Source organism: Mesorhizobium sp. P2_E9 (genome assembly GCF_056403815.1).
The window spans coordinates 48515-70946 of sequence record NZ_JBFUET010000020.1; the positions used below are offsets into that span (position 1 = coordinate 48515).

Annotated in this window: 17 protein-coding genes; 3 read left to right on the forward strand and 14 right to left on the reverse strand. The window is 60.8% G+C overall.

Annotated features, from left to right (window positions below):
* Positions 1-35: 35 nt before the first annotated feature.
* The 6 genes from AC1D05_RS29945 to AC1D05_RS29970 form a co-directional block, all read right to left on the reverse strand.
* Complete coding sequence (locus AC1D05_RS29945; protein WP_477445729.1) at positions 36-329, reverse strand: hypothetical protein; 294 nt, start codon at positions 327-329, stop codon at positions 36-38.
* 47 nt (positions 330-376) lie between these two features.
* The gene (locus AC1D05_RS29950; protein WP_477445731.1) at positions 377-733 is read right to left on the reverse strand and encodes a hypothetical protein; all 357 of its coding nucleotides are present in this window, start codon (positions 731-733) and stop codon (positions 377-379) included.
* A gap of 99 nt (positions 734-832) precedes the next feature.
* Positions 833-1651, reverse strand: coding sequence for a hypothetical protein (locus tag AC1D05_RS29955; protein WP_477445733.1), 819 nt, complete (start codon positions 1649-1651; stop codon positions 833-835).
* Positions 1651-2739 carry a fused MFS/spermidine synthase gene (locus AC1D05_RS29960; RefSeq protein WP_477445735.1) on the reverse strand — a complete coding sequence of 363 codons (1089 nt, stop codon included), beginning with the start codon at positions 2737-2739 and terminating at the stop codon, positions 1651-1653. The genes AC1D05_RS29955 and AC1D05_RS29960 overlap by 1 nt, the downstream gene beginning before the upstream one ends.
* A 33-nt stretch (positions 2740-2772) precedes the next feature.
* Positions 2773-3111, reverse strand: coding sequence for an adenosylmethionine decarboxylase (speD, locus tag AC1D05_RS29965; protein WP_172234904.1), 339 nt, complete (start codon positions 3109-3111; stop codon positions 2773-2775).
* A gap of 872 nt (positions 3112-3983) precedes the next feature.
* Positions 3984-6200, reverse strand: a complete 2217-nt coding sequence (locus AC1D05_RS29970; RefSeq protein WP_477445737.1) for a mechanosensitive ion channel family protein — start codon at positions 6198-6200, stop codon at positions 3984-3986.
* A gap of 473 nt (positions 6201-6673) precedes the next feature.
* Here AC1D05_RS29970 and AC1D05_RS29975 point away from each other — a divergent pair, with 473 nt between their 5' ends.
* Positions 6674-8899 (forward strand): SAM-dependent methyltransferase, encoded by a 2226-nt coding sequence (locus AC1D05_RS29975; protein WP_477445739.1) that lies wholly within the window; start codon positions 6674-6676, stop codon positions 8897-8899.
* 14 nt (positions 8900-8913) lie between these two features.
* Here the strand turns inward: AC1D05_RS29975 and AC1D05_RS29980 are convergent, their stop codons facing one another.
* On the reverse strand, positions 8914-9594 hold the full coding sequence (locus AC1D05_RS29980) for a peroxiredoxin-like family protein (protein ID WP_477445741.1): 681 nt from the start codon (positions 9592-9594) through the stop codon (positions 8914-8916).
* Positions 9595-9612: 18 nt separating this feature from the next.
* Positions 9613-12912 carry an ATP-binding protein gene (locus AC1D05_RS29985; protein WP_477445743.1) on the reverse strand — a complete coding sequence of 1100 codons (3300 nt, stop codon included), beginning with the start codon at positions 12910-12912 and terminating at the stop codon, positions 9613-9615.
* Positions 12913-13268: 356 nt separating this feature from the next.
* On the opposite strand from AC1D05_RS29985, the gene AC1D05_RS29990 reads away from it, so the two are divergent.
* Complete coding sequence (locus tag AC1D05_RS29990; protein WP_477445745.1) at positions 13269-15041, forward strand: adenylate/guanylate cyclase domain-containing protein; 1773 nt, start codon at positions 13269-13271, stop codon at positions 15039-15041.
* Between the two features lie 35 nt (positions 15042-15076).
* On the opposite strand, the gene AC1D05_RS29995 is transcribed toward AC1D05_RS29990, so the two are convergent.
* The 3 genes from AC1D05_RS29995 to AC1D05_RS30005 form a co-directional block, all read right to left on the reverse strand.
* Entirely contained in the window at positions 15077-16456 is a 1380-nt protein-coding gene (locus tag AC1D05_RS29995) for a hypothetical protein (protein ID WP_477445747.1), read from the reverse strand.
* A 52-nt stretch (positions 16457-16508) separates the two neighbouring features.
* Entirely contained in the window at positions 16509-17027 is a 519-nt protein-coding gene (locus AC1D05_RS30000; protein ID WP_258582161.1) for a GNAT family N-acetyltransferase, read from the reverse strand.
* Positions 17028-17104: 77 nt separating this feature from the next.
* Entirely contained in the window at positions 17105-17926 is an 822-nt protein-coding gene (locus tag AC1D05_RS30005; protein ID WP_477445749.1) for a hypothetical protein, read from the reverse strand.
* Positions 17927-18116: 190 nt separating this feature from the next.
* On the opposite strand from AC1D05_RS30005, the gene AC1D05_RS30010 reads away from it, so the two are divergent.
* Positions 18117-19532, forward strand: coding sequence for a DUF5939 domain-containing protein (locus AC1D05_RS30010; protein ID WP_477445751.1), 1416 nt, complete (start codon positions 18117-18119; stop codon positions 19530-19532).
* Positions 19533-19563: 31 nt separating this feature from the next.
* On the opposite strand, the gene AC1D05_RS30015 is transcribed toward AC1D05_RS30010, so the two are convergent.
* From AC1D05_RS30015 to AC1D05_RS30025, 3 genes are all read right to left on the reverse strand, one after another.
* Positions 19564-20043, reverse strand: coding sequence for a class I SAM-dependent methyltransferase (locus tag AC1D05_RS30015; protein ID WP_477445753.1), 480 nt, complete (start codon positions 20041-20043; stop codon positions 19564-19566).
* A 210-nt stretch (positions 20044-20253) separates the two neighbouring features.
* Positions 20254-21435, reverse strand: coding sequence for an ABC transporter permease (locus AC1D05_RS30020; RefSeq protein ID WP_477445755.1), 1182 nt, complete (start codon positions 21433-21435; stop codon positions 20254-20256).
* On the reverse strand, positions 21432-22430 hold the full coding sequence (locus tag AC1D05_RS30025; RefSeq protein WP_464614488.1) for an ABC transporter permease: 999 nt from the start codon (positions 22428-22430) through the stop codon (positions 21432-21434). Before AC1D05_RS30025 ends, AC1D05_RS30020 begins: the two co-directional genes overlap by 4 nt.
* Positions 22431-22432: the final 2 nt, after the last annotated feature.

Sequence of the window (22432 nt, forward strand, 5' to 3'; positions counted from 1 at the left end):
TGTTTATGGGAACCTACCGTCGTGCTATCAAACTTTCATCGCACGTATGCCATCGACCTCGTCGATGCAAGGGGAGATGCCAGATCTCGAGCCTCTTGCCTGCTGACTTCGGCTAGAATGACGTTTTGCGCCTCCGACGCTTGATCCTCCTGCGGCTCGGCGCGCTCGGCGACGCCGATCACCTCCGCCGGAGCCTCGACATTGGCCGCAACCGCGGCTTCACTCGCCGCCGTCCAACCGCCCATGCGCATCGCTCGAAGCGGTGCCGCAGCAAACGCGGCGCTGCTGCGCATCTCCCTAGAGGCGCGGCGTTCTTCAATCTGACTCAAGCAAGACCAAACATCGGCCGCTTGCCTCTAGCGCCCAGGGCCGAACACTACGGTTTACGATTCGCAGGTGTCACTCGCGCCGCACTTCCGTCACTCGAAAAAACCAGCTGTTTTCCGTCTGCAGACAAAGAGCCGCAATCGTCGTCCTCCTCGTCGTCATCATATGACAGACAAACCTCTCCTTTACTATCTATCGTCCACTCTCCGGTATATTTGCCGTCTTCATCTTTCCCCAGAATGCTACCGTTCGCCTTAAGCAATTCCACGTAGTCTACTCCATCTTCCGATCCGCGTATCGTCGCGCCCTTTATCCTCTCTTTGACTGCAGACGAATCTTGCGCCATTGCCATGTGGCAACCAAATACGATATAAAGCGCTATGGTTACAGAAACAACTCTGGTCATTTTCTAACCTCCATTGCCTTTTAGTTGGATACGATCAAACAAAAGAGCACCCAATCGCATGTATGATCAGACCCGTACATTCTTCCACAATTTGTCGTTTCAGAAGTGACGATATTCCAAGAGAAGGACGACAAGCTCCGCAACGATGGCTACAAGGATTGCCACTTCAACGCGGAGTTCCACAATAAAGCTCCGCTTCTCGATCATGCGATCATTGGCCCGCTCGTAAAGATCCTCACCGACCTCAGTCGCATCGTCGATGAGACGGAGGCGGCCCTCAAGATCGGCCAGCAGGACGAGTTCCAAAAACAGGCGGCGGCCGTTGGAGCCGAGGAATGAGGCCGGGCGCTGAAGTGCGATTTCACTGCGCGCGATCCATATCCGGGCAGTCTGAAACATCGCCGTCATTTTGTTGACGTGCGCTTGCCTTGCCAAGTCGACAGAACGGACCTCATGGGTGAGGTCGACGTCGCCGGCGAGGTTGGACCACGACGCTTCCAACGCAGATTCTTGGTGATGAAATTCTCTGATCACAAAGGTGAACAGCGCGGCAGCCGCGAGCCCCTCGTCCGCTTGGTCGGCGGGTGCGACCACCACGCAGCGGCCATCTCGCCAGAGAACGCGAGTGCTACGACTGACCACTTCCAGATAGAGGTCGTCGGCACCACCGGCCTCTCTCACCCAGGTCTCTATCTGCTTTTGCAGATCATAAGGCGTGGCAGCGCCAGGCAACACGTGCACCGCAAGCAGCGCTTCCCGGTCGTCTAAGATAGTCGGATTAGCGGGAAGGCCAGGCAATTGCTGGCGGCCTACGCCCGTTATCGTCGGGTGCTGAAAACTGAACCAAGTATCGGTTGTCTCCGGAGATCCGCGGCGTATCATCCATACTGCCGTAGGCTGATCGGGCGCGTCCGACATTAGTCGCGCAAGGCCGGCAGTTGTTCACCGAACGGCTCTTCCTCCTCAATGTCGGGCGGCTCTATGAAGGGTTCCCCATCTTGAAGTATCGGGCCGGGCAGATCGAGATAAAACTGCGTTTCTTTGCAATGACAGAAACACGCCTGGATGAACGACCCCGTGGCGTGCTCGAGCCAATTTGGTCCAAGTCGCTTCATTATTTCTCGGTCGAGTGATTCGGCGCTGAAGTCGCTGGGCGCAGTGGTATCGGAGGCGATGAGAAACCCCCAATTTCCCAAAAAAGAGGGGACGCAGACTTGATAGCTGTGGACCTCCGCAAAGACCGTGCGCAGCGTGCGTGCCAGGGCCGTGTGGGCCTTGTAGTCGACGAACGAAAACTCCAAGCCTTGAACGACGATGATCCCGCCCGGCCGAAGGCGAGCACGCGCCAACTCATAAAACTGCCGGGTGTAAAGGCGTTGTGCTGGACCATCTTCGAGCATGTCGACAACGTCAACGATGATGACGTCGAAGAAATCCTCGGATGATTCCAGGAAAGCGCGCCCGTCCATGTAGAGCAATTCGGCGCGGGGATCGGCGAAAGCACCGCAATGCCATGTTGGCAGCATCTCGCGGCAAATCTCGACGACATCCCTGTCAAGATCAATCATAACCGCTCTGTGGACTGACCGGTGCGCGAGAACTTCACGCAAGGTTGCACCTTCTCCGCCTCCGACTATGAGCACATCTCGGGGCGACTGGTGCATCAAGAGTGCCGGTTGCGTCAGCATCTCATGATACAGCGCCTCGTCCTCCGCGGAACTTTGAATGGCACCGTCGAGAAAAAGAGCGCGGCCGAAGTTGTAGGTATCAGCGATCACAATATCCTGGAACGGACTGCGGCCAGCATGCAAGATCGCTTTGACACGATAGTGATAGTTGTCGAACGGATCCGCGTCTTCAAGAACGAAGGCCCCTCCAGGGCCGACTTGGCGCGGATCATCGGGCTCAACATAGAAATGCCCGGGAGGTAGAGGCGGTAGCGGATAGGACCGAAGCGGTGGCTCCTTCGGAGGAAGTGCCGCATTTTTGTCGTCGGGTTGTTGCATCCTGGCCCTCGGTCATATTGCGGGAAACGATCATCAGTCAGATGCGAGCGCAAGGGCCTCGCAGGAAGCAATACCACGCATTACTCGCGTAATGACCAGACGTGAAGGAAGCAGTGCGCTCGTTAAGGCAGGGAGACAGGCGAGCGGATCGCAAGCCCCACACATGAAGATGTCTAGCGCAGCGTAGCTGCTCTCAGGCCAGGTGTGGATGGAGATATGACTTTCGGCGAGCAAGGCAAAAGCTGTCACACCGCCGTCAGGCGTGAATATGTGATGGTGCACTGCAAGCAAGTTTGCATGGGCATCCTTGCTTGCCTGACGGAGCGCCTTGATGATCCGCCTCGAGTCCGTCAGGAAACGAGCGTTGTTCATCTCAAGAAGAAGGTGCACTCCCGGCAAACTCCCGGGTGTTCTAGACGGACTGCGCAAAAAACGCGGTTCTGGAACTGGAAGAGGAGGTTCATATACGCCATCCACTTCAACGTGCACTGAGTGACTTTCAGAGCCCTGATGTAGGCCCACACTGCGACGTGCTGACAGCACCGACCAGCCCCTTCACCGCCCACAAAACCCCAAAGAAGATAAAGCGACGAAGATTTGGCGCAGTCAAGGGGGGGGGACGCGCGTTGTCGTGGGTCATATCGCCGTGCTGTGCGGCCAGAGAACCGCAGTTGGCAAGCAGCATCACGTTCGCGCGCTTAGTCCTTCCACCGGTCCTATCATAACGCGTGCAGTTCGAGGCTGTCCTTGCACGCACGCATCCACGGTTCTGCAAAGAGTCCACATACAGGATTTTGAGGAGTCCATCCCTGCGGGGGCAAACACTTGAAGAGCGTGTAGGCGTTCCACTCGACGTTTTCATCGTGACGTCAAGCATCCTCTCCAGTTGCCGCGGGCTGGTTGTCAAAAACATAACGACCAGCCCTTCATCAAATCCGTGATGCGATTTGTAAGCTGACCACCGACGAACTGCCGGTATTGCAGCAGACTCCTGAGAAACGATTTCCTCTCGAAGGATTGGTAGGGGATCATTTCCGTCGGGCGATCGAACTCAAGAGATTACAGGAATCCGCCTGCGCGTATTGGTCAAAAACGAATAAACTTATGTGGTCGTTTGGCCGCTGGCTCGCTTTCCCATGCCGCCGCGATTGGCCAAAACGTCCCGGCGATGGGCTCGCAGGTCGCCGTGCGGTCGCCAGTACCACCTTCCGCGCGCCCGCATCTTACTTGGCCGCTTTTAGTGCCTACTCCGTAGTGCCAGCTTTTTTTCTGCGCCGATTGGTGTGCGACTGCGCAACGGCCATTTGCAACTCGGGTGGGATCTCCAACGGCGCATTCTCTGCCTCATGTGGGTTCTGCAGCCCCTGGACGTGCACGGTCGGAAATGGCAGTTCGATGCCCTGCTCCTTGAAGGCTTGGCGGATGCGTACATAGAATTTGCGTTTCATACCGAAGGCGCCTCCGGGTCTGGTCATGGCCTTGACCCTCAACACGATGCCGTACTCGCCGAATTCCTGTACGCCCTGCATCTTGATCGGGTCGAGCACCCAGTGTTTGAACTCGGGATCTTCCGCCAGTTCGAGGCCGATCCGCTTGATCAGCTTGCGAGCGAAGTCGATATCGGTGTCATAGCCGACGGTGATGTTGAATTTGTCGATAACCCAGTCACGGCTCTGGTTCTGGACTGCCCCGAGTTCACCGAACGGTATCGTGAACAGCGGACCACGATGGTGGCGCAGCTTCACCGAGCGCAGCGAGAAGCTTTCCACCGTACCCTTGTAATTGCCCGAGGAAATATATTCGCCGACACGAAACGCATCATCGAGCAGAAAAAACACGCCCGAAATGACGTCCTTGACGACGGTTTGTGCGCCAAAGCCCACAGCGACGCCGACGACGCCAGCGCCGGCGATCAGCGGGCCGATCTGGATACCCAAAGAGGCGAGCATCATCAGCACCGCCATCACGATGATCAATGCGAGCAGCATGTTCTGGAGGATCGGCAAGAGCGTGTGCAGCCGTGCCTGCTGCGCATCGAGGATCGGAACGTCCTCCTCGCTGATCACAGGGTGCGGCATTTCGATGCCCAGCTTTCGTTCGATCAAAGCCTTGATGATCGACCAGCCGAAATCGGCTGCAAGCGCAATGACCACGACGTTGATCAAGCCGCGCAATATGAACGTCGTCGTCGTATCGCTGTCGCGCATGGATTGCATGTCCAGGCCCCAGACACGCGCGAGGAAGTAAGCCGCCGCCAGGATCAACATCATCCGGATTCCGCGATCGATGACCGCGATCGTCACCGCCGGGATGGTAGGCCGGCCGACATCTTCCGAACCCGGACGCAGGACGAAATTGACCCCACGCTGCGTCAGCACGATTGCCAAAGGCAGGACGAATGCGGCCAAGGTAAACCAGAACCATGTGTACAGGCCGGCGATACGCTCCAGGAACAGAGCGACGAAATAGGACGTCAACAACCATGTCGCTGCCGTGTGACCGTGCCCATCGTCCCGCCGTGTTCTTGGCCGGCGCCAGACGGCAAGCAGCCACAGACACAGCATTACGAAATCGGCGCCCACCGACAGGACCATCATCCCATCGCGGTCGATGCCGAGACCGGGCAGGAGGATAAAAGCGCCGGCGAAGAAGGCGAAGACGCCGACGATCCGCGATAGCCAATAGGACCAATGGTCGGCCGTCTCGTTGGTGATCGGCAAGGCACGAACCTCGACGGCGTTTTCGACATGCATGAAGGAAGGGACGAGCAGGGCTATGACGTAGGTGCGCACACCCCATGTAACGACTGCCGCCATCAGAAATGTCAGCACAATCTCACGGATGAGCACTGGCCAGTCGAACAACATGAACGCGCCGGCGCTGCCCACCGCGAACGAGACAATCAGCAGGCTGGAATAAAGCAGCCGACCACCAATCTTCTTGGCCCGCCCGATGGGCGTATCCTTCGGTTGGGCGATAATCCAAAGACGAAATGGACGGGTGAGTTTGTACGTGGCCCAGGTCAGCGCCAAGCCGGCGGCGATGAAAATCGCAATCAGCAAAAATATGCCGGCTGGCCCCCTGCTGGACATATCCTCCATGGTCGCTTCCCGAACCCGCGCGAACTGGCCTGGCAGCGAGGGCAAGGTTCGCACGATCCGTTCGATATGATGCTTGATCCGATCGAGCGTCGAGGATGCCATCGTATTCATCTGGGCTGGTGCGGCCACGGCGTCGGACGATGCGTCGGCCGGCGAAACTCCTGCCGCGGCAGGCGCTGCCGTTGACCCGGCGTCCTGATTTCGTTGTTCGGCCACCCAGGCCTTCACTGACGGATCGTCGAAAAGCTCGAACAGCTGTTTGACCTTTTCAGGAGGGACGGTCGCCGCCTGCGCCTGTGCCGGACCAGCCAGCATGAGGGCGATACCACAGACGAGCGGCCCGGCAATCAGGACAAACATCGCAGTCAGATATCCGAGACGTCGTGCCCGGCGTGCCAGGTTCCTGGCTCCCAATCGTCGAATCATGCGTGGCATCGTGCTGTAACCTTCCGGTCAAATCGGCAAGCAACGACATCTATGTCCGTCGTTGCCACTAACTTCAACAAGCCAATGTTGTGGTGCAAGGCGTCATCGGTGCGGGCTAGACCGTTGCGCGGGGTACTTGGCGGTGTCTACTAGCCGCAAGGGGAGGTATTTCGACCTCGGCTCGGGCCTCCGGGCGTTTCCATGAACCGGGCATCGGCGATTGTGGGCACAGAACGCCGGCACCAGGATCCCAGGCCATAGGGGCATGAGCGCTTGCCATTCAGCCTGTCACCAAGCCTTTTTGCCTGCCTCTAATCCGCCCCGACCTTGACAGAGCAGTGCTGCCATCCGATGCCGTCATCCGTTTTTGACATTCGCCGACTCTTGCCGAAGAAAACGAAAGCTCGATGGCCAACGATAATGCGAACGGCGGTACCGCGTCCGAAGCCTTTGCGTGGACCGCGTTGCGGAACGCCGCGGCGGATTGCGGCCGCGGCTCGCGCTCGATCGATCCGCAGTCCCTGCGCGCGCTCCCGGCAGGACGTAAGTGGATAAATGAGATCGCCAAGGTGGTCTTCGACGGCCTTCTGGCCGGAAGCCTGTCGGTGCCAGCGCAATTGGCTGCCAGGTGGGACAGGTTCGGCGGGGCCATCACCGAGTTGATCATCGAACTCGGCAAGGTCTGGGACAATCCCGCAGCGGGTCGCCGCGTCCAGTATCAGCTTGAGCAAATGCTTCTCGATGCCGACGATCTTGCCGCGCCGCGCAGGCTGGCGGGGACACTTGGAATTCGCGTCGACGCACGCAATCCGACCGCGATCGAACTCCCGGAAGGCATCGATCGAATTTATGCCTATCTGATGATCGACGGCCAGATCGAGGCTGTCGTGCAGTTTGGCGCGCTCGGGACAGTGACAAGGGATCATTGGATTGAGTTGATCCAGGATGTCGTGCCCGCTGAGCGGCTTACAGACAGTACGGCAAGGCTTGCAGGACGATCAACTGTGCCGCAAGAGGGCGCCGGTGCCGACACGTTAAACACGCTTGCAGCCGAGGCGTTGTTGTCCACAGCCGAACGCCGGTCCGATCCGGACAGTCACTTCGGCAAGCTCGCCCAATTGGCCGCTGAAGCGCGGGAACTGGTCCGGTCGAGCGCCGAACCAGCACAGCCTCCTGCCGCGCCGCGCCGAGCACGGGCCGCGGACAGGAATGATCGCACGGCGTTCTGGAACAGCTATTTCGCGACCGAGGATCCGTGGAACTACGGCTCGCTCTATGAGCAGGAAAAATATCAGCGGCAGCTCGAAATCCTGCCTGCCGGTCCCATCGGACGGGCGCTTGAGCTGGCCTGCGCGGAGGGCCACTTCACGCGGCAGCTGGCGCCGCGTGTGAGCCATTTGACCGCAACCGACATCTCCGCCATAGCCATCGAGCGGGCTCGTGCGCGATGCAGCGATCAGCCTAACATTGAGTTCGGCGTGCTGGATTTCGCTGCGGACACGCTGCCGGGTGAGATGGATCTGATCTTTTGTTCGGAAGTGCTCTACTATCTGGATGATCTCGCGGAGTTGCGGCGCATCACCAAAAAATTCGCGGAGGCGTTGGCGCCTGGCGGCAGTTTCATCAGCGCACACGCATTCGTCCTACGTGACAATGTTGAAAGGACGGGCTTCGACTGGAACACATTCGGTGCCCAAGCGATCTCGGAGGCGCTGGCAGCGACGGAAGGCCTCGTCCTCGAGCAGTCGATCCAGACCGAGCTCTATCGCATAGACCGCTTCCGCCGCCTGTCACCGGACGATGTGGCGGCGGAACCGAGGATTGATCATGTGCCGATCCGCGCACCCATCGAAATCGGGGTCGCGCGAAATATCATCTGGGGCGGGGCGCGGGCCTTGCGCCGCGACGTCGCGCGTAACGAGCGGCGCGAGCGTATGCCCGTCCTCATGTATCACGGCGTCGCCGATGAAGGTCCGGCCGCGCTCGCCCGTTTTCGGCTCACGCCCGCCGCATTCGCCAGCCAGATGGCATGGCTGCGCGCCAATGGCTTTCACGCGATCAGTTCAGAGCAGCTGGAACAGTTCATCGCCAACCGTCAACCTTTCGCTGGCCGCCCAGTGCTCATCACCTTCGATGACGGCTTCCAGAACTTTGCCGACCATGCCTGGCCGATCTTGCGCGCCAACGACTTGACCGCGGAAGTGTTCCTGGTGACGGACTTGGTGGGTGAAAGTGCAAAGTGGGACGCCGACAGCGGTCCGCCGACGCAGCTTATGGACGCCGGGACGGTGCGACGCCTCGCAGGCGAAGGTGCTTTCTTCGGAAGCCATCTGGCGACACATCGCGCGATCGACGGTCTGTCGAGCTCTGCCCTGGCCGCCGAGCTCCTGCGCTCTCGTATGTTCATCGAACGGTGGGCCGGTCGGCCAACCACGGCGTTCACGGCACCCTTCTCTGTCACCGACGGACGGCTTGGCCGGCTGGCCAGGGAGTGCGGCTATCGAGTCGGCTTCGGCGCCAGACACGGGCCGGCGGACCTCGATTGCGATCCCGTCGACCTTCCGCGTATCGAGATCCGCGGGGATCGCTCGCTCGATGACTTTGTTGCCATTGTCGAAGCCGTGCTCGAATGAGCGGTGAACTTTGTCTATTGGGCGACTTGCGACACGGCTGACATCAGCTCCCGTGGGTTTGGCGCCCCAAACATGTATCGCCCGCCCTCTGGAACCTCCGTGAAGCTCCAGCGGACGATCCCTTGCCGGTCCAGCAGGAACTGACCTACCAGTTGTCCGTGTCCCGTTGCCATCATCTGCTCGTCGGCTTCGGTTACTTCGTAGGGGTCCTTCTGCTCGAGGATCTCACCGGCCGAAAAAGGATCCATTGGGCCGGGCAGCACGCCTGGTATGTCGACCCGCAAGCCCTTTGCCGCTGCCATCGCGACCTTGTACGGCCAGTTCGTCTCGTTTTCCGTGAATTCGAGATTGGGCAGTCCAAAAGCACGATGTGAGGCGCGTTCGGGATCGGAGGCCGCAAGCAGATTCGGCATCGGGTGGTAGCGGAAATAGAGACGCGCCCGTTCGATCGGCGTGTTGACCACCGTCAGGCTCTCTACACCCTTTTCGCGCAGCTCCGGATCAAGCCGCGCCTGGGCGGCGATATGGCGCCGGCAAAACGCGCAATGCAGACCTCGAAACAGGCCGACCAGCACCGGTTTTTGTCCGCGAAAGTCGTCAAGCGCGATCTTGCCTTCCTGGGTAATGGCGTCGAGTACCACGTTCGGCGCACGGTCGCCCGGTTGAAGCGGTACCAAGTCACTAGGCGCAGACATGTCCAACCTCCCACCCGGCTAGTCGAGAAAAGGCAGCACCACAAGCGCTTCCGGGTCGAGCCCGTGCTGGGCGCATATATCCTGCGCCAGGGAAAAGTAGCGTTCGGCCTCGGTCAGATTGTCGAGGTCGAGATTAAGCGTTGCGAGGCCATCATAGCACGGAAACAGCAATTGGGGCTCGCCCGTTTCGCGGGCTACGTCCAGTGCTTCGTGGAACAAGCCAACCGCCAGTTCCGGGCGGCCGTTGCATTGGTGGATCTGCCCAAGCACGATCAACGGCACTGCCAGGTGCTCGCGCTGGTCGAGTGCCCGGTCGATCTCGATGGCCTTCTCGGCGGCAGGCACGCCTTCTGTCGGACAGCGATCCGTGAAAGTACAACAAGCGACCGCCAGATTGGCGAGGAGGCGCGCCTGGAAACCCAAATCGCCAATACGGCGCGCCACTTCAAGACCGCGCCGACAGACCTCCATCGCTTGTGCCGGATCGATGGTCGTGTAGAGCACGCCGAGATTGGTATAGCCGCGGCAGGCCGCGCCCAGTAGACCGGCGGCTTCGGCCAATTCAATGCTGCGCTCAACTTGCCCCACGGCTTCACGGTTTCGTCCCAGGCGAGCCAGCGCGACAGCTTTGGTATTAAGTGCCTCGGCGGTCACAAGAGTGGCATCACGCCCTACCTCGGAGACATGCTCCGTTGTCAGAGTGGCTACGCAATCCAGCGCCGCGTCTGCCCATTTTACCGCGAGAGCGTGATCTCCGCTACGGAACGCCTGTCGGCCACGTTCTTGCCAGAGATTCGCCTGCTCGACCGGGGCATCCGCTCCATCGAGGAGCGCTGCCGCTTCAGCATAGCGCGATTCTGCGTTGTTCCGCTTGCCGACGTCCCAGAGCAGCCGACCGATCTTACGCAGGACTCGCGCCGAAGCGACACGATCGGCTGACTCGCGATATGCCTGCAGCACCGTCTCGTAGTGCTGGTGCGCGATCTCGCGGCGGCCTGCCGGGCCGCTCAAATCGGCAATGCGCTCTGCAATTGCCAGTTTGAGCGGTGTTTGCCCGATCGCGCCCAACGCAGTCAGTGCTCGCTCGTAGAAACGAAGGGCGTCGTCGTTGGCGTATATCATGCGAGCGCGATCGCCCGCCGCCTGCAGGTAATGCGCGCCCCGCTCCCGCTCGGCGCTCTGTGCGAAATGATGACCGAGCACGGTCAAATCCTCGAGCCGCTCCGGCTTGTCGCCAAACAGTTGCTCCAAGGCTGCACCGATCCGCCCATGGATATCGGTCCGGCGTTGCAGGAGCAGATTCTGGTAGATCACGTCCTGCAGCAATGTTTGCGTAAAGCGGTAGCCTTGCGACGAGACGGAGCCTGATCCGGCAACTTCCTCGATGATCTCCGCATCGCAAAGCAGTTCGCAGCCGGCCTCCAGCCGACCGGGGTCGGCTGTCACCGTTTTTAGAAGTGTGGCATCGAAGCGCGGGCCGATTACCGCGGCTTCCTGGGCCAACCGGCGCACCTCCTGGGGCAGCCGGTCGACGCGGGCAAGCAACATTGCCTGGATGGTGGCGGGAATGCCGGTTGCGACTTCGCCTGCCACAGTCCGCCATCGTTGCCCCTCGCGCATCAGTACACCGCGATCGATAAGGCCGCGAACGATCTCCTCTACAAAAAGCGGGTTGCCGCCCGCGCGCTCGAGGATCTGGTCGAGAAGCCCGCCTGCGGAATTTACCCAGCTCTCGCCGAACAGCGCCGCCAGCAGGCTGCGTCCGTCATCCCTGTTGAGCGGAGAAAGCCTGAGCGCCGTGTGACTGACCCGACTCGAGTCGAGCTGGCCGTTGTCCGGCCCCGGACGATGCGTGACCAGCAGCATCAAGCGCGTGCGTTCCAACCTGTCCATCACGAAACGCAGTGCTTCCAGCGACACGGCGTCAGCCCAATGCAGGTCTTCGACGACAATCAACAGCGGCGACAATGCAAGTCGCCGTTCGATGATTGTGCGGACTGCGTAGAGAATTTGCCGCCGCAGCTGCTCGGGCTCGACATGCTGCAAGGTGGCATCCGGGTCGCCAAGGCCAAGCACATGGTAGAGCAAAGGCATCAGCCGCTTCGCCTCCTCGCCCTGCAGGCCAAGATCGGTAAGCAGGCCTGCGAGCTTCCCCCGCATTTCATCACCATTGTCGTTTTGCATCATCCCGGCGGCGCTGCGCACCACCGCGCCCAAGGCGCCGAATGATTGTTCGCCCAGCGGTGAGCACGTGGCCTGCCGCACCGCGACGTTGCGAAAACGATCTTCGTCGCCGATGCGGGCGACGAACTCCTTCACCAGCCGCGATTTCCCGATACCGGCTTCTCCGACGAGGCGGACAAGTTGGGCCGAGCCGCCGCAAGCCTGGTCAAGGCTCGCCAGCATTCTGTGGAGCTCCGCACCACGACCTATTATCGGCGCGCTGAGGCCGAGTGCCTCGAGCCCACGCGCTGCACGCGGCGCCGCAAGCGGTGCATCCAGTCGATGGACGAGCACACTGCCAGCCTTGCCGCGAAGCACGACATCACCCAGCGGCTCGTAAGAGAAGGCATGCCGGGTCAGCCTGTGAGTGAGCTCGCCTACCAGCACTTCACCCGGCGCGGCCAGCGATTGCAGGCGTTGCGCCGTATTCACCGTGTCGCCGGTCACCGAATAGGATTTGGCGATGCCGATGCCCAATCCGCCAGTTACGACCGGACCGGTGTTTATGCCGATGTGGAGCAACAGGGGCAAGTCGGAGCGGGGAGCGCTTTCGCCGAGCCGCGCCGTCCGGGCGATCATGTCGAGAGCGGCGCGAAGCGCACGTTCCGGATCGTCCTCATGTGCGACCGGCGCACCGAACAAAGCGAGCAGTGCATCGCCGATGAATTTGTCGACGAAACCACCAAAGTTTCGCACGGCCGCCGTCAATTCCTTGAACAATTCGTTCTGCAGCGCTTGCATGATCTCGGGGTCGAGCTGCTCGCTGAGTGTCGTGAAGCCGCAAAGGTCGGCGAACAGGACCGTTACCGTCCGGCGATCGGCATCAGAGACGGGATGCAGCCCATCTTCGCCTTCGATGTTCGACAGCAGCGACGGCGGTCGAGACGGCGGCACAATGGTCCGGCTTGGTGTCGGAGCAGGTCGTTCGACGGCTTTTGCGGGCGCACCAACGCTTGTCCCGCATTTCGGACAGAACTCGAAATCCGGTGCGCAGAGGTAGCCGCAACTGGCGCATGGCACGGGCTGGCGCCTGCCACACTTCGGACAGAAGGCGTAACCGCCCTCAACCTCGAAACCGCAGCCCGAGCAGTCCATGGGACAAGACCTCACTAGAGCATGATGCCGAAAAGTGTGAAGCGGTTTTCGGACGACATCATGCTCTATCTCTTTGACTTAGAGGCGGATTCAGATTTCAGGTCATTTCGACCTGAAATCATCCGGCTCTAGGGGCCGTGACGGCGTGATCTCGCCACGCACTTCACGGCCAGGATATTTACAAGGATGAACCGATAGCTGTCGACCAGCAAGCGGCAGCGCAAACGAGCATCGAGCGATCGGTGCGGGTTCTGTGGCAGAGCGCTGCCAAATCGGGCGGCTGCATCGCCGTCGTTTGCGAAAGTTCCCTCTTACCCTCCGTCTTCCTGCTATTGTGGAGATGAGGAGACGGACCCATGAGCGAGAATCGCAAGCTCGCCGCAATCCTGGCTGCAGATGTGGTCGGGTACAGCCGGCTCGCAAGCGCGGACGAAGATCGTACTTTGGCGAGGTTGCGGGCACTGCGCAGCGACCTGATCGATCCAATCATCGCAGTGCACAACGGGCGTGTGATCAAGCGCACCGGGGATGGGGCACTGGTTGAGTTCCGCAGTGTGGTGGATGCCGTGCGCTGCGCCATTGAGGTTCAAAATGGCATGGTTGAGCGCAATGCCGGCGTACCGCAGGACCGCCGCATCGAGTTCAGGATCGGCATCCATCTGGGGGATGTGGTCGAAGAAAGCGACGGCGACCTGATGGGCGACGGCGTCAATATCGCCTCGCGTTTGGAGGGCGTCGCGGCGCCTGGCGCCATCTGCCTGTCGGAGGATGCCTATCGCCAGGTCAAGGCGAGGCTCGATCTCTCGGTCAGCGATCTCGGCAGCACGCAGCTCAAGAACATCGCCGAGCCGATCCGGGTCTATTCCCTGCAAGTCGGCAACGCCGGGACCAAGGCGGCCGCGACCTCGGAAACCGCGACGAGCCGGCCGGCGACCGCAGCGCCGCCCAAGCTGTCGATCGCCGTCCTGCCGTTCGCCAACATGAGCGGTGACGCCGAACAGGACTACTTCGCCGACGGCATCTCCGAAGACATCATCACGGCGCTGTCCAAACTGTCGCAGCTCTTCGTCATCGCACGCAATTCGTCGTTCACCTTCAAGGGCCAGAACGTCCATGTGCAAGAGGTGGGCACGAAGCTCGGCGTGCGGCATGTCCTCGAGGGCAGCGTACGCAAGTCGGGGAACAGGGTGCGCATCACCGCGCAGCTCATCGATGCAATTTCGGGCGGCCATCTCTGGGCGGAACGGTTCGATCGCGACCTGACCGACATATTCGCCGTGCAGGACGACGTGACGCAGCAAATCGTCGATGCGCTGGCGCTCAATCTGACTGAGGGTGACCGTCAGCGGCTGGCGCCCGAGCGCCCGCGCAACACGGAGGCTTATGACTGTTTCCTGCGGGGCCGGGAGCTTTGGCACAGGCTGACGAAGGAAACGAACGTCGCAGCCCGCGACCTCCTGCAACGTGCCATCGAATTGGACCCGAAGTTTGCCTCTGCCTACGCTTTCCTCGCCCTCACGCACGGAATCGATTACCTGAACAGGTGGGCGGCATCACCGCCTGAATCGATGGTGCAAGCGGAAGAGGCCGCGACGCGAGCGGTAACGCTGGATGACAGCGATCCCTGGGCGCACTGGGCGCTGGCGATAGCCAAGCTGTACACACGACGGCACGATGAGGCCATCGAAGAGGTGGAGCGCGCACTGGTCCTCAATCCGAACTTCGCCGAAGCGCACGTCGCCCGCGGCGAGGCGCTGTATTACTCGGGCAGACCCGAGGAGGCCCTCGAGAGCTTCGCCCGGGGAAAGGCCCTGAACCCATACTTTCCGGATGTGCTTCTGCACTTCCAGGCTTTGGCGTTGTTTCAACTGGGAAGGTACGACGAGGCCGTTGACCTCTTGCTGCAACGGCTGGCTCGAAATGCTGTCACCGACGTCTCGCGTGCGCTTCTGGCCGCCACCTACGGCCATCTGGGCCGCTTGGAGGAGGCCCGCGCGGCATGGCAGGAGGTGCTTCGCGTCAATCCCGACTATTCGCTGGAATATCGTCGCAAAGTCTTGCCCTACAAGAACCCTGCCGATTTCGAACTCATGGTCGAAGGGCTCCGCAAGGCCGGTGTGGTGCAATGACAAATGAGGCCATGCGGCGGTCAGACGCCAGAGGCTCACCGATAGATCGCCTGGCCGATCTTGCGCCACCGGGCGTTTTCGCGAACCAGTTTCAGGTCGTCGGTCGTCTCGGCAAAAGTCCGCAAACGGTATTGCCGGAGCAGGTCCGGGAAGAGCGCCCCTTCCGGCAGGCCGGCAAGCTGCTCGCGGACGGAGATCTTTTCATCGATGACCCGCATGCCCCAGGCATTTTCCCGAAGCTGCAGCTCCGCAGCCAGATCACGCTCTTCCGCTACGTTTTCGTCTAGCGCGGCCAGCAGGATGGAGTGGAAAAGCGCTACATAGCCAATCTGTCTCAGGCCGCCCACAACCCGTACCCGCGGCAATATGGCTAGGACGAGGAACGTCAGGAACAGGTTCGGCAGCAGCAGGCCGTCCAGCAGCGCCTGCTTGAGATGCTGCCGCTCGAACGGGATGGAAAGACCGTGCGGCCTGTCAGGCTCGATCAGGTGCCCGTTCGTGAGGACGAGCTTGCGCACGCGCTGCTCGCGAATGCCCCAGAAATAGTCGGTGGCATTGGGCAGGAATCTGCCAAATGGGCTCGATGCGGCCTCTTGCAAGGCATGTTCGAGACGTTGGCGTCTTGCGGGCTCAATCAGCAGCCTGGAAAGAAGGCTGCCGTCATATTCCAGATGCCGCGCCATGGCAGAAGCGGCGAGCCGATCATCGATGAAAACCGGCAGGGCCATGCCGGAACGATCCCAACTGGCGACCAGATCCTCATTGAGTTCTGTCAGTGCATCGGCGGCGGTCCCAAACACCTTGTCCTGACTGGCAAGCAGTGTGCCCAGCCAGCGGCTGGCATCCGTTTCATCGCCCACCGCTTCGAGCGCGCGTCTGTTGAGGGAGACGGGACCGGCCGCGCAGGCGCTTTTGCGGCACAGTTTGTGGCGCCCCATGCCAAACAGGTTGACCTTGTCGTCGCCGACATCGAGCCATCCCGGCCCCTCCCGGCCGATGGTCTCCATGGTCATCGTCGTTCCCACGAAGCAGAAGAAGGCCGACAGCCCGTTTTCGACCGCGCCGAGCCAGGCAAGCAGGAGGGCATCGAAGGTGATCCGGTCCATCAGAAGCAGGCAGTGCAGGCCGGACTGAATCACCGGTCTGTGCTCGAACTCGTCGAGTGCCTTGCCGATCTCCTCAGGCGGCATGATCGCACCGAGGCGCTGCTGAAGGACTTCGCGCAAGATCGAGCGGGCAGCGATCGCCGGGCCCGATGCAGGCCTTGCCACCGGCCGCCACAGATGGCGGGCGTAATCGGAAACCGGTGCATTCCAGTTCTGCTGGATGTCACGCACGACTTCCGGGCAGAGCCGCGACAGCACAGCCAGAATTTCTGCCGGAGGCGTAGGGGTTGGGTCAAAGACGGCGGTCATTGGTCCCGTCTAGCCGCTTGCGGTGCAAACGCCAAGGGAGAGACAGCGGATCTTAGAACCGCAGCCGGGCCATGCTCAGGAGGTCGTGGTACTGCCCGTCGGTGAAACCGGCCTTCACATGCCGGCCTTCGACCTCGAAGCCGTGACTTGTGTAGAGACGGACCGCCGGTTCGTTGTCGGCATAGACGGTCAATTCGACCCGCTTCAGGGCGCGCCAGTTGTCGGCCACGTCAAGCAGCGCGCCAAGTATGGCAGAGCCGATGCCCTTGCCGACAAAGGCATCGTCAAGGCCGATATTGATCTCGCCGATATGCGAACGGCGCGGCGAACCCTGCACAACAAGGTTGCCATGGCCGACGACCTTGCCGTCCAACTCGGCAACGATCCAGGTGGTTTCCTGGCCGGACTTGGCGATGCGCCGCTCCACCTGCTCCACCATCTCGAAAGGCATCCTGAGCGTACCCCAGCGGAAGCCCGGCATGTTGAAGATGGCGCAAAGCGCCTCCGCATCGCTCGGCCTTACGGCGCGGAGCTGCGGCTGGATTTTCTCAGCGGAGGTCGTGCTGGTCATGGCGTTCCCGGCGAAGGCAATCGGCTCGGCACGATGCACCGGACGTCACCTGAAAATCCAGCCGTCTCTGCACCTTATTATACCGTTTGCGAGCTGAAATGGCGGGAAGCGGCATAGAGTTTGAAGATTCCGCTCACGGCGATCCAGCCGAAAAAGGCGAGCCAGCACAATGTTTTAGTCGCCGTCCAGTCGATCCGGTGCACCGCGGCGTCGGTGATGACCAGGCCAAGGATGGCAAGCAGGCCGACCAGAAATTGCGCCAGGCCGAGCACCAGCAGTTCCTCGCGGGGCGCACTTCTCCAGACGAGGTATGTGCCGCCGGCGCCGGCGAGGAAGATGGCGCTGTAGACTTGGCCGTGGAAGGGATCGACCGGCCATGGCCAGCTGCTGCTAACCACCTTGGGAAACAGCAACATGCCGACGCCGTAGAGCCCAAGGATCGCCGTTTCCGCCAACATGTAGCCGCGCCATGCGGGGTTTAGGGTCACGCCTGTTGCCGAAGGACGGGCCCTGGCCCACCACAGGAACAGCCCAGATACCGCGGCCGAGGCTAGATAGACCAGGAACCAGAGCCAGGTCGCTTTTCGTTCGAAGTTGAAATAGCCGAGATTGATCAACGAAACCGCCGACACGATAACGGTGAAGATGAAGGCCATGACGAGCACCAGCCTGCCGGGCGACCAGCGATTCCAGAACAAGAGCGCCGCCATCACCGCCATTTCGGCGGTGTAGAAGCCGCCGAGGAAGCGGGCACTGAATGGCGTGACGGGCCAGGGCCAGCGCGGCTTGACCAGCGCCGGCGCGAAAAACAGGCCGGCGCCCACGATCAGGACGATGATGACCCCAGCGGAAAAAATGCGCAGGGTTGCTGGAAATGGCGGGTTGTCGGACGTCTGCATGGAAAGAGCCCCAAAGGTGAATACCCGTGGACCATCATAGTGCCGCTTGCGGTCGGATGGAAATCGAGCTGTCACCAGGCTTGTCTATTCGAATAGCCGTACGATCCGTTTCGACGTAAAATGAATCACTCGGACCAAGGAGCGGTCCGGTCAACACGCCTCGGGAGGCGCATTTTCCGGAGCCTGCACAATGAACGAAGCTCAGGATCTGTTCTCGCTTCTGCGGCAATCGACCGATGTCGATCCACGGACAATCGATGCGATCAAGCGAACCATCGCGGAGGGCGAGGACCGCGAACTTTGCCGCATCAATGCGCTGGCCTTCGCCAGCAAGCATGGCCTCGACGAGGAGCGCGCCATAGGCGCCTTTCTCCATGCGGCGCGGGTGGGCATCTTCGACATTTCCTGGAATGTTCTGTGCCCCGGCTGTGGCGGCGTGCTCGACACCAACGCCACGCTGAAAACCCTGCAGAAGGACGAATACACCTGCGCGCTGTGCTCCGAGGGCTATTCGCCGACCCTCGACGAGATGGTCGAGGTGACATTCACCGTCAGTCCCCGCATGCGCAGGATTGCCGCCCACAATCCACACGAACTGCCGTTGATGGAATATTTCCGCCAGATCTACTGGGCGTCAGGCGTCGATCTGCCGGATGAGGATTTCGCGAAAACGATCGAAGCGTTCTCGCTGGAGGATATCGAGCTTGCACCCGGTGAAAAGGCGGTTCTGCCCATACAGCTTCCGTCCGAATTCATCATCGTCTTTGAGCCGGTCACCCATTCAGCGCAGTTCATCGACGTCAAGGGCGAACCAACAAAGGAGCGCCGAAGCCTGTCTTTGGTCTTCGACCGCGACCATGTCCAGAACCAGACGCTGGAGATGCAACCCGGCCCGTTGCGTATTTCGCTGGAAAACAGGACCGACACCCGCGTGCTGCCGACGGTCTTCATCGCCGGCCAGGCATTGCATGATCTCCTGGGCAAACGCCGGCCCTTCCTCACCGCCAAGCGCCTGCTCACCAACCAGACGTTTCGCGATCTCTATCGCGCGGATACGCTCGACATCAACCAGCGCCTGAAGATCACCAGCCTGACCTTCCTGTTCACCGACCTGCGCGGATCGACCGCGCTTTACGAGCGGGTGGGCGACCTTTCGGCCTTCGATCTCGTACGCGCGCATTTCCAGGTTCTGCACGAGATCGTCGCGGCGGAGGCAGGCGCGGTGGTGAAGACGATCGGCGATGCGGTGATGGCGACCTTCGCGACGCCTGATCGTGCGATTGCCGCGGCCCTCAGGATGCGCGATGCCATGCGTGCGCTCAACGACAAGAGCGGGCGCGAGGATCTGCTGCTCAAGATCGGAGTCCATGCCGGCCCCTGCATCGCCGTGTCTATGAACGAGCGACAGGACTATTTCGGCCAGACGGTCAACATTGCTTCGCGGGTCCAGAACCTTGCCACCACGCAGGCGATCTTCGCCACTCGTGCGGTGGTCGACGACAATCTCACCGCCGATCTGTTGCGCAGGAACGCGTTGACGCCCGTGCCTCACGAGGTCTCGCTGCGTGGCATTGAGCGGGAGATAGCAGTATATACGATCCCTTGAAGACTGGGTCCCGGAAGACTCGTCTCCACCCTCACACGCGCCTGCTGATAAAGTAACGGCCGAGGGGCACTGAAGGCGGCGGCGGGAGGCGTAGCAATAGCGGGTGATCGAGCGGCGTACCGCTGACCGCGAAGCCGCCGACGCGAAGCAGGCGCGCAATCAGATCCGGAAGCCAGGTGGAGATCACTGCATCGCGATCTTCATAGCCGGTGCCGATGTCGGCATGAACAAGAGCGGCGTCGATGCCAATGAACCTGCTCGCCGTCTCGCGAATGTCGCCGAGCACCAGGTTTTCAGCTTCGGGAATAGAGCTGGAGTGTGCGGCAAGTGCGCGGTCGAACGCCACGATCCGGCGTCCGGGCAGGCGCTCGCGCAGATGATGGAACGTCCGGCCATTGCCGAGGCCGAGTTCGAGCACGGGGCCCTCGATCTTCGCCACCTCCGCGCAGACCTGATCGAGAATGTCGCGCTGTGCGGTCATCCTGCGGATGAAGCTCTCGAGGCGACTCATATGCGTTTGTGTGTCCTGAACCAGCCCAAGAGATCGGCATTGTCCACGACCGGAACGGGTCGCGGGCAGAACCCGAGGGCGACGTGTTAAGCCCGATCAAGTCCCGCCGCATATAGAGGCGAACGATGAACACCGCAATAACCGAACAGGCTGCCGACAAGGAGCATACAGGATGGGGGCGGCGGCCCGGCACGCGGCGGAATAGCGATGTCACTTGTAGGGGTCTGCGGCGTCCCGCAAGCCGTCGCCGAAGAAGTTGAACGCCATGATGACGAGAATGACGGGGAGCATCGGCAAAAGCAGCCATGGATAGAAAGCGATCACGCTGACGCTGCGTGCCTCGGTGAGCAGGATGCCCCAGCTGGTTGTCGGCGCCCTCAGGCCGAGCCCGAGGAAGCTCAGCGCCGTCTCGCCCAGGATCATGCCGGGTATGGAGATCGTCGCCGTCGCGATCAGATGCGACATGAAGCCGGGAATGAGATGCCGCCCGATGATGCGGCTGCTGTTGGCGCCCATCAATTGCGCGGCCAGAACGTAATCCTCCTCGCGCAAGGCTAGAAGCTTGGAACGCACGGCCCGAGCCAGTCCGGTCCAGTGGATCAGCCCGAGGATGACGGTGATGCCGAAATAGATCAGGATCGGGCTCCAGGTTATCGGCATGATCGCAGCCAGAGCCAGCCACAGCGGAATGCTGGGGATCGATTGCAGAACTTCGATTATCCGTTGAACGATCAGGTCGAAGATACCGCCATGGTAGCCGGCCAGTCCGCCGATGACAATGCCGAGGAGGAAGCTGAAACTGATGCCGACGAGGCCAATTGTCAGTGAAATGCGTGCGCCATAGATGATGCGCGAGAGCACATCGCGCCCCAGCCTGTCGGTGCCGGCCAGAAAGAGCTGGCCGTTTTCGGCAGGGCAGACAAAATGCCTGTCACCTTCGATCAGGCCCCAGAACCGGTAACTGTCGCCCTTGCAGAAGAAACGGATTCGCTGAACATCATCCTGTTTCTCGACGTAGTTCCGCTTGAGCGTGTCCATATCCAGCGTCATCTGGCGGCCATAGACGAACGGCCCGACAAGCTGGCCGTTGTGGAACAGGTGCACACGCTGCGGCGGCGAATAGATGTAGTCCATGTTGCGCGTGTGCAGATTGTAGGGCGCCAGGAACTCGCAGATCAGTATCCCGAAATAAAGCGCTGCCAGGAATATGCCGGATACGACGGCAAGCCGGTGCTTTCGGAACTTCCACCACATCAGCCGCAACTGCGACGCCTGATAGACCTTCGATTGCTCCGGCGTCATCGCCTCGACCGACTGCAGGTCAAAGGGCGCGACGGAAACGTAGTGTTGCAGTGGAGCGCCCGGAGCGGGCAGCGGCGATTGCGTGTTCATTTGGTGCTGCCGCCCTGCAAGCGGATTCGTGGATCAAGCAGCGCCAGCGCCAGATCGGAAATCAGCACACCGATGACCGTCAGGAAGGCGAGGAACATCAGGAACGATCCGGCCAGATACATGTCCTGGCTCTGCAGCGCCCTGATCAGCATCGGCCCGGTCGTTTCCAAAGACAGCACGATCGCGGTGATTTCGGCGCCGGAGATGATGGCCGGCAGGATAGAGCCGATGTCGGAGATGAAGAAATTGAGCGCCATGCGCAGCGGATATTTGACCAGCGCCTTGAAGGGATGAAGGCCTTTGGCGCGCGCGGTCACGACATACTGCTTGTGCAACTCGTCGAGCAGATTGGCGCGCAGCCGCCGGATCATGCTTGCCGTGCCCCCGGTGCCGATGATCAAGACCGGGATCCAGAGATGGGCGAGGATCGACTTCGCCTTGTCCCAGCTCATAGGCTCGCCGAGATATTGCTGGTCCATGAGATGGCCTATGGACGTGCCGAACCAGATGTTGGCGAAATACATCAGGATCAGGGCCAGCATGAAGTTCGGAATGGCAAGGCCGAGAAGGCCCAAGAACGTCAAGCCGTAGTCGCCCCAGCTGTATTGGTGCGTGGCGGAGTACATGCCGATCGGAAAGGCGATGAGCCAGGTGACGATGATCGTGACGAAGGAAACCAGCACGGTCAGCCACATTCGGTCGCCGACGACGTCGCGAACCGGCAGCTCATATTCGAAGGAATAGCCGAAATCGCCATGCAGCATCCCGCCGACCCAGTAGAAGTAGCGAATGACCGGCGGCTGGTCGAAACCATATTCCTTGCGCATCATCTGGATGCGGTCGGAATCCACCGCTTCGCCCTGGGCTCGAAGCTCGGCAACATAGCTGTCGAAATAGTCGCCTGGTGGAAGTTCGATGATCGTGAACACCAGCGCCGATATCACCAGCAGCGTTGGAACCATCACGGCGATGCGCCAGACAATGTATCGAAGCACGC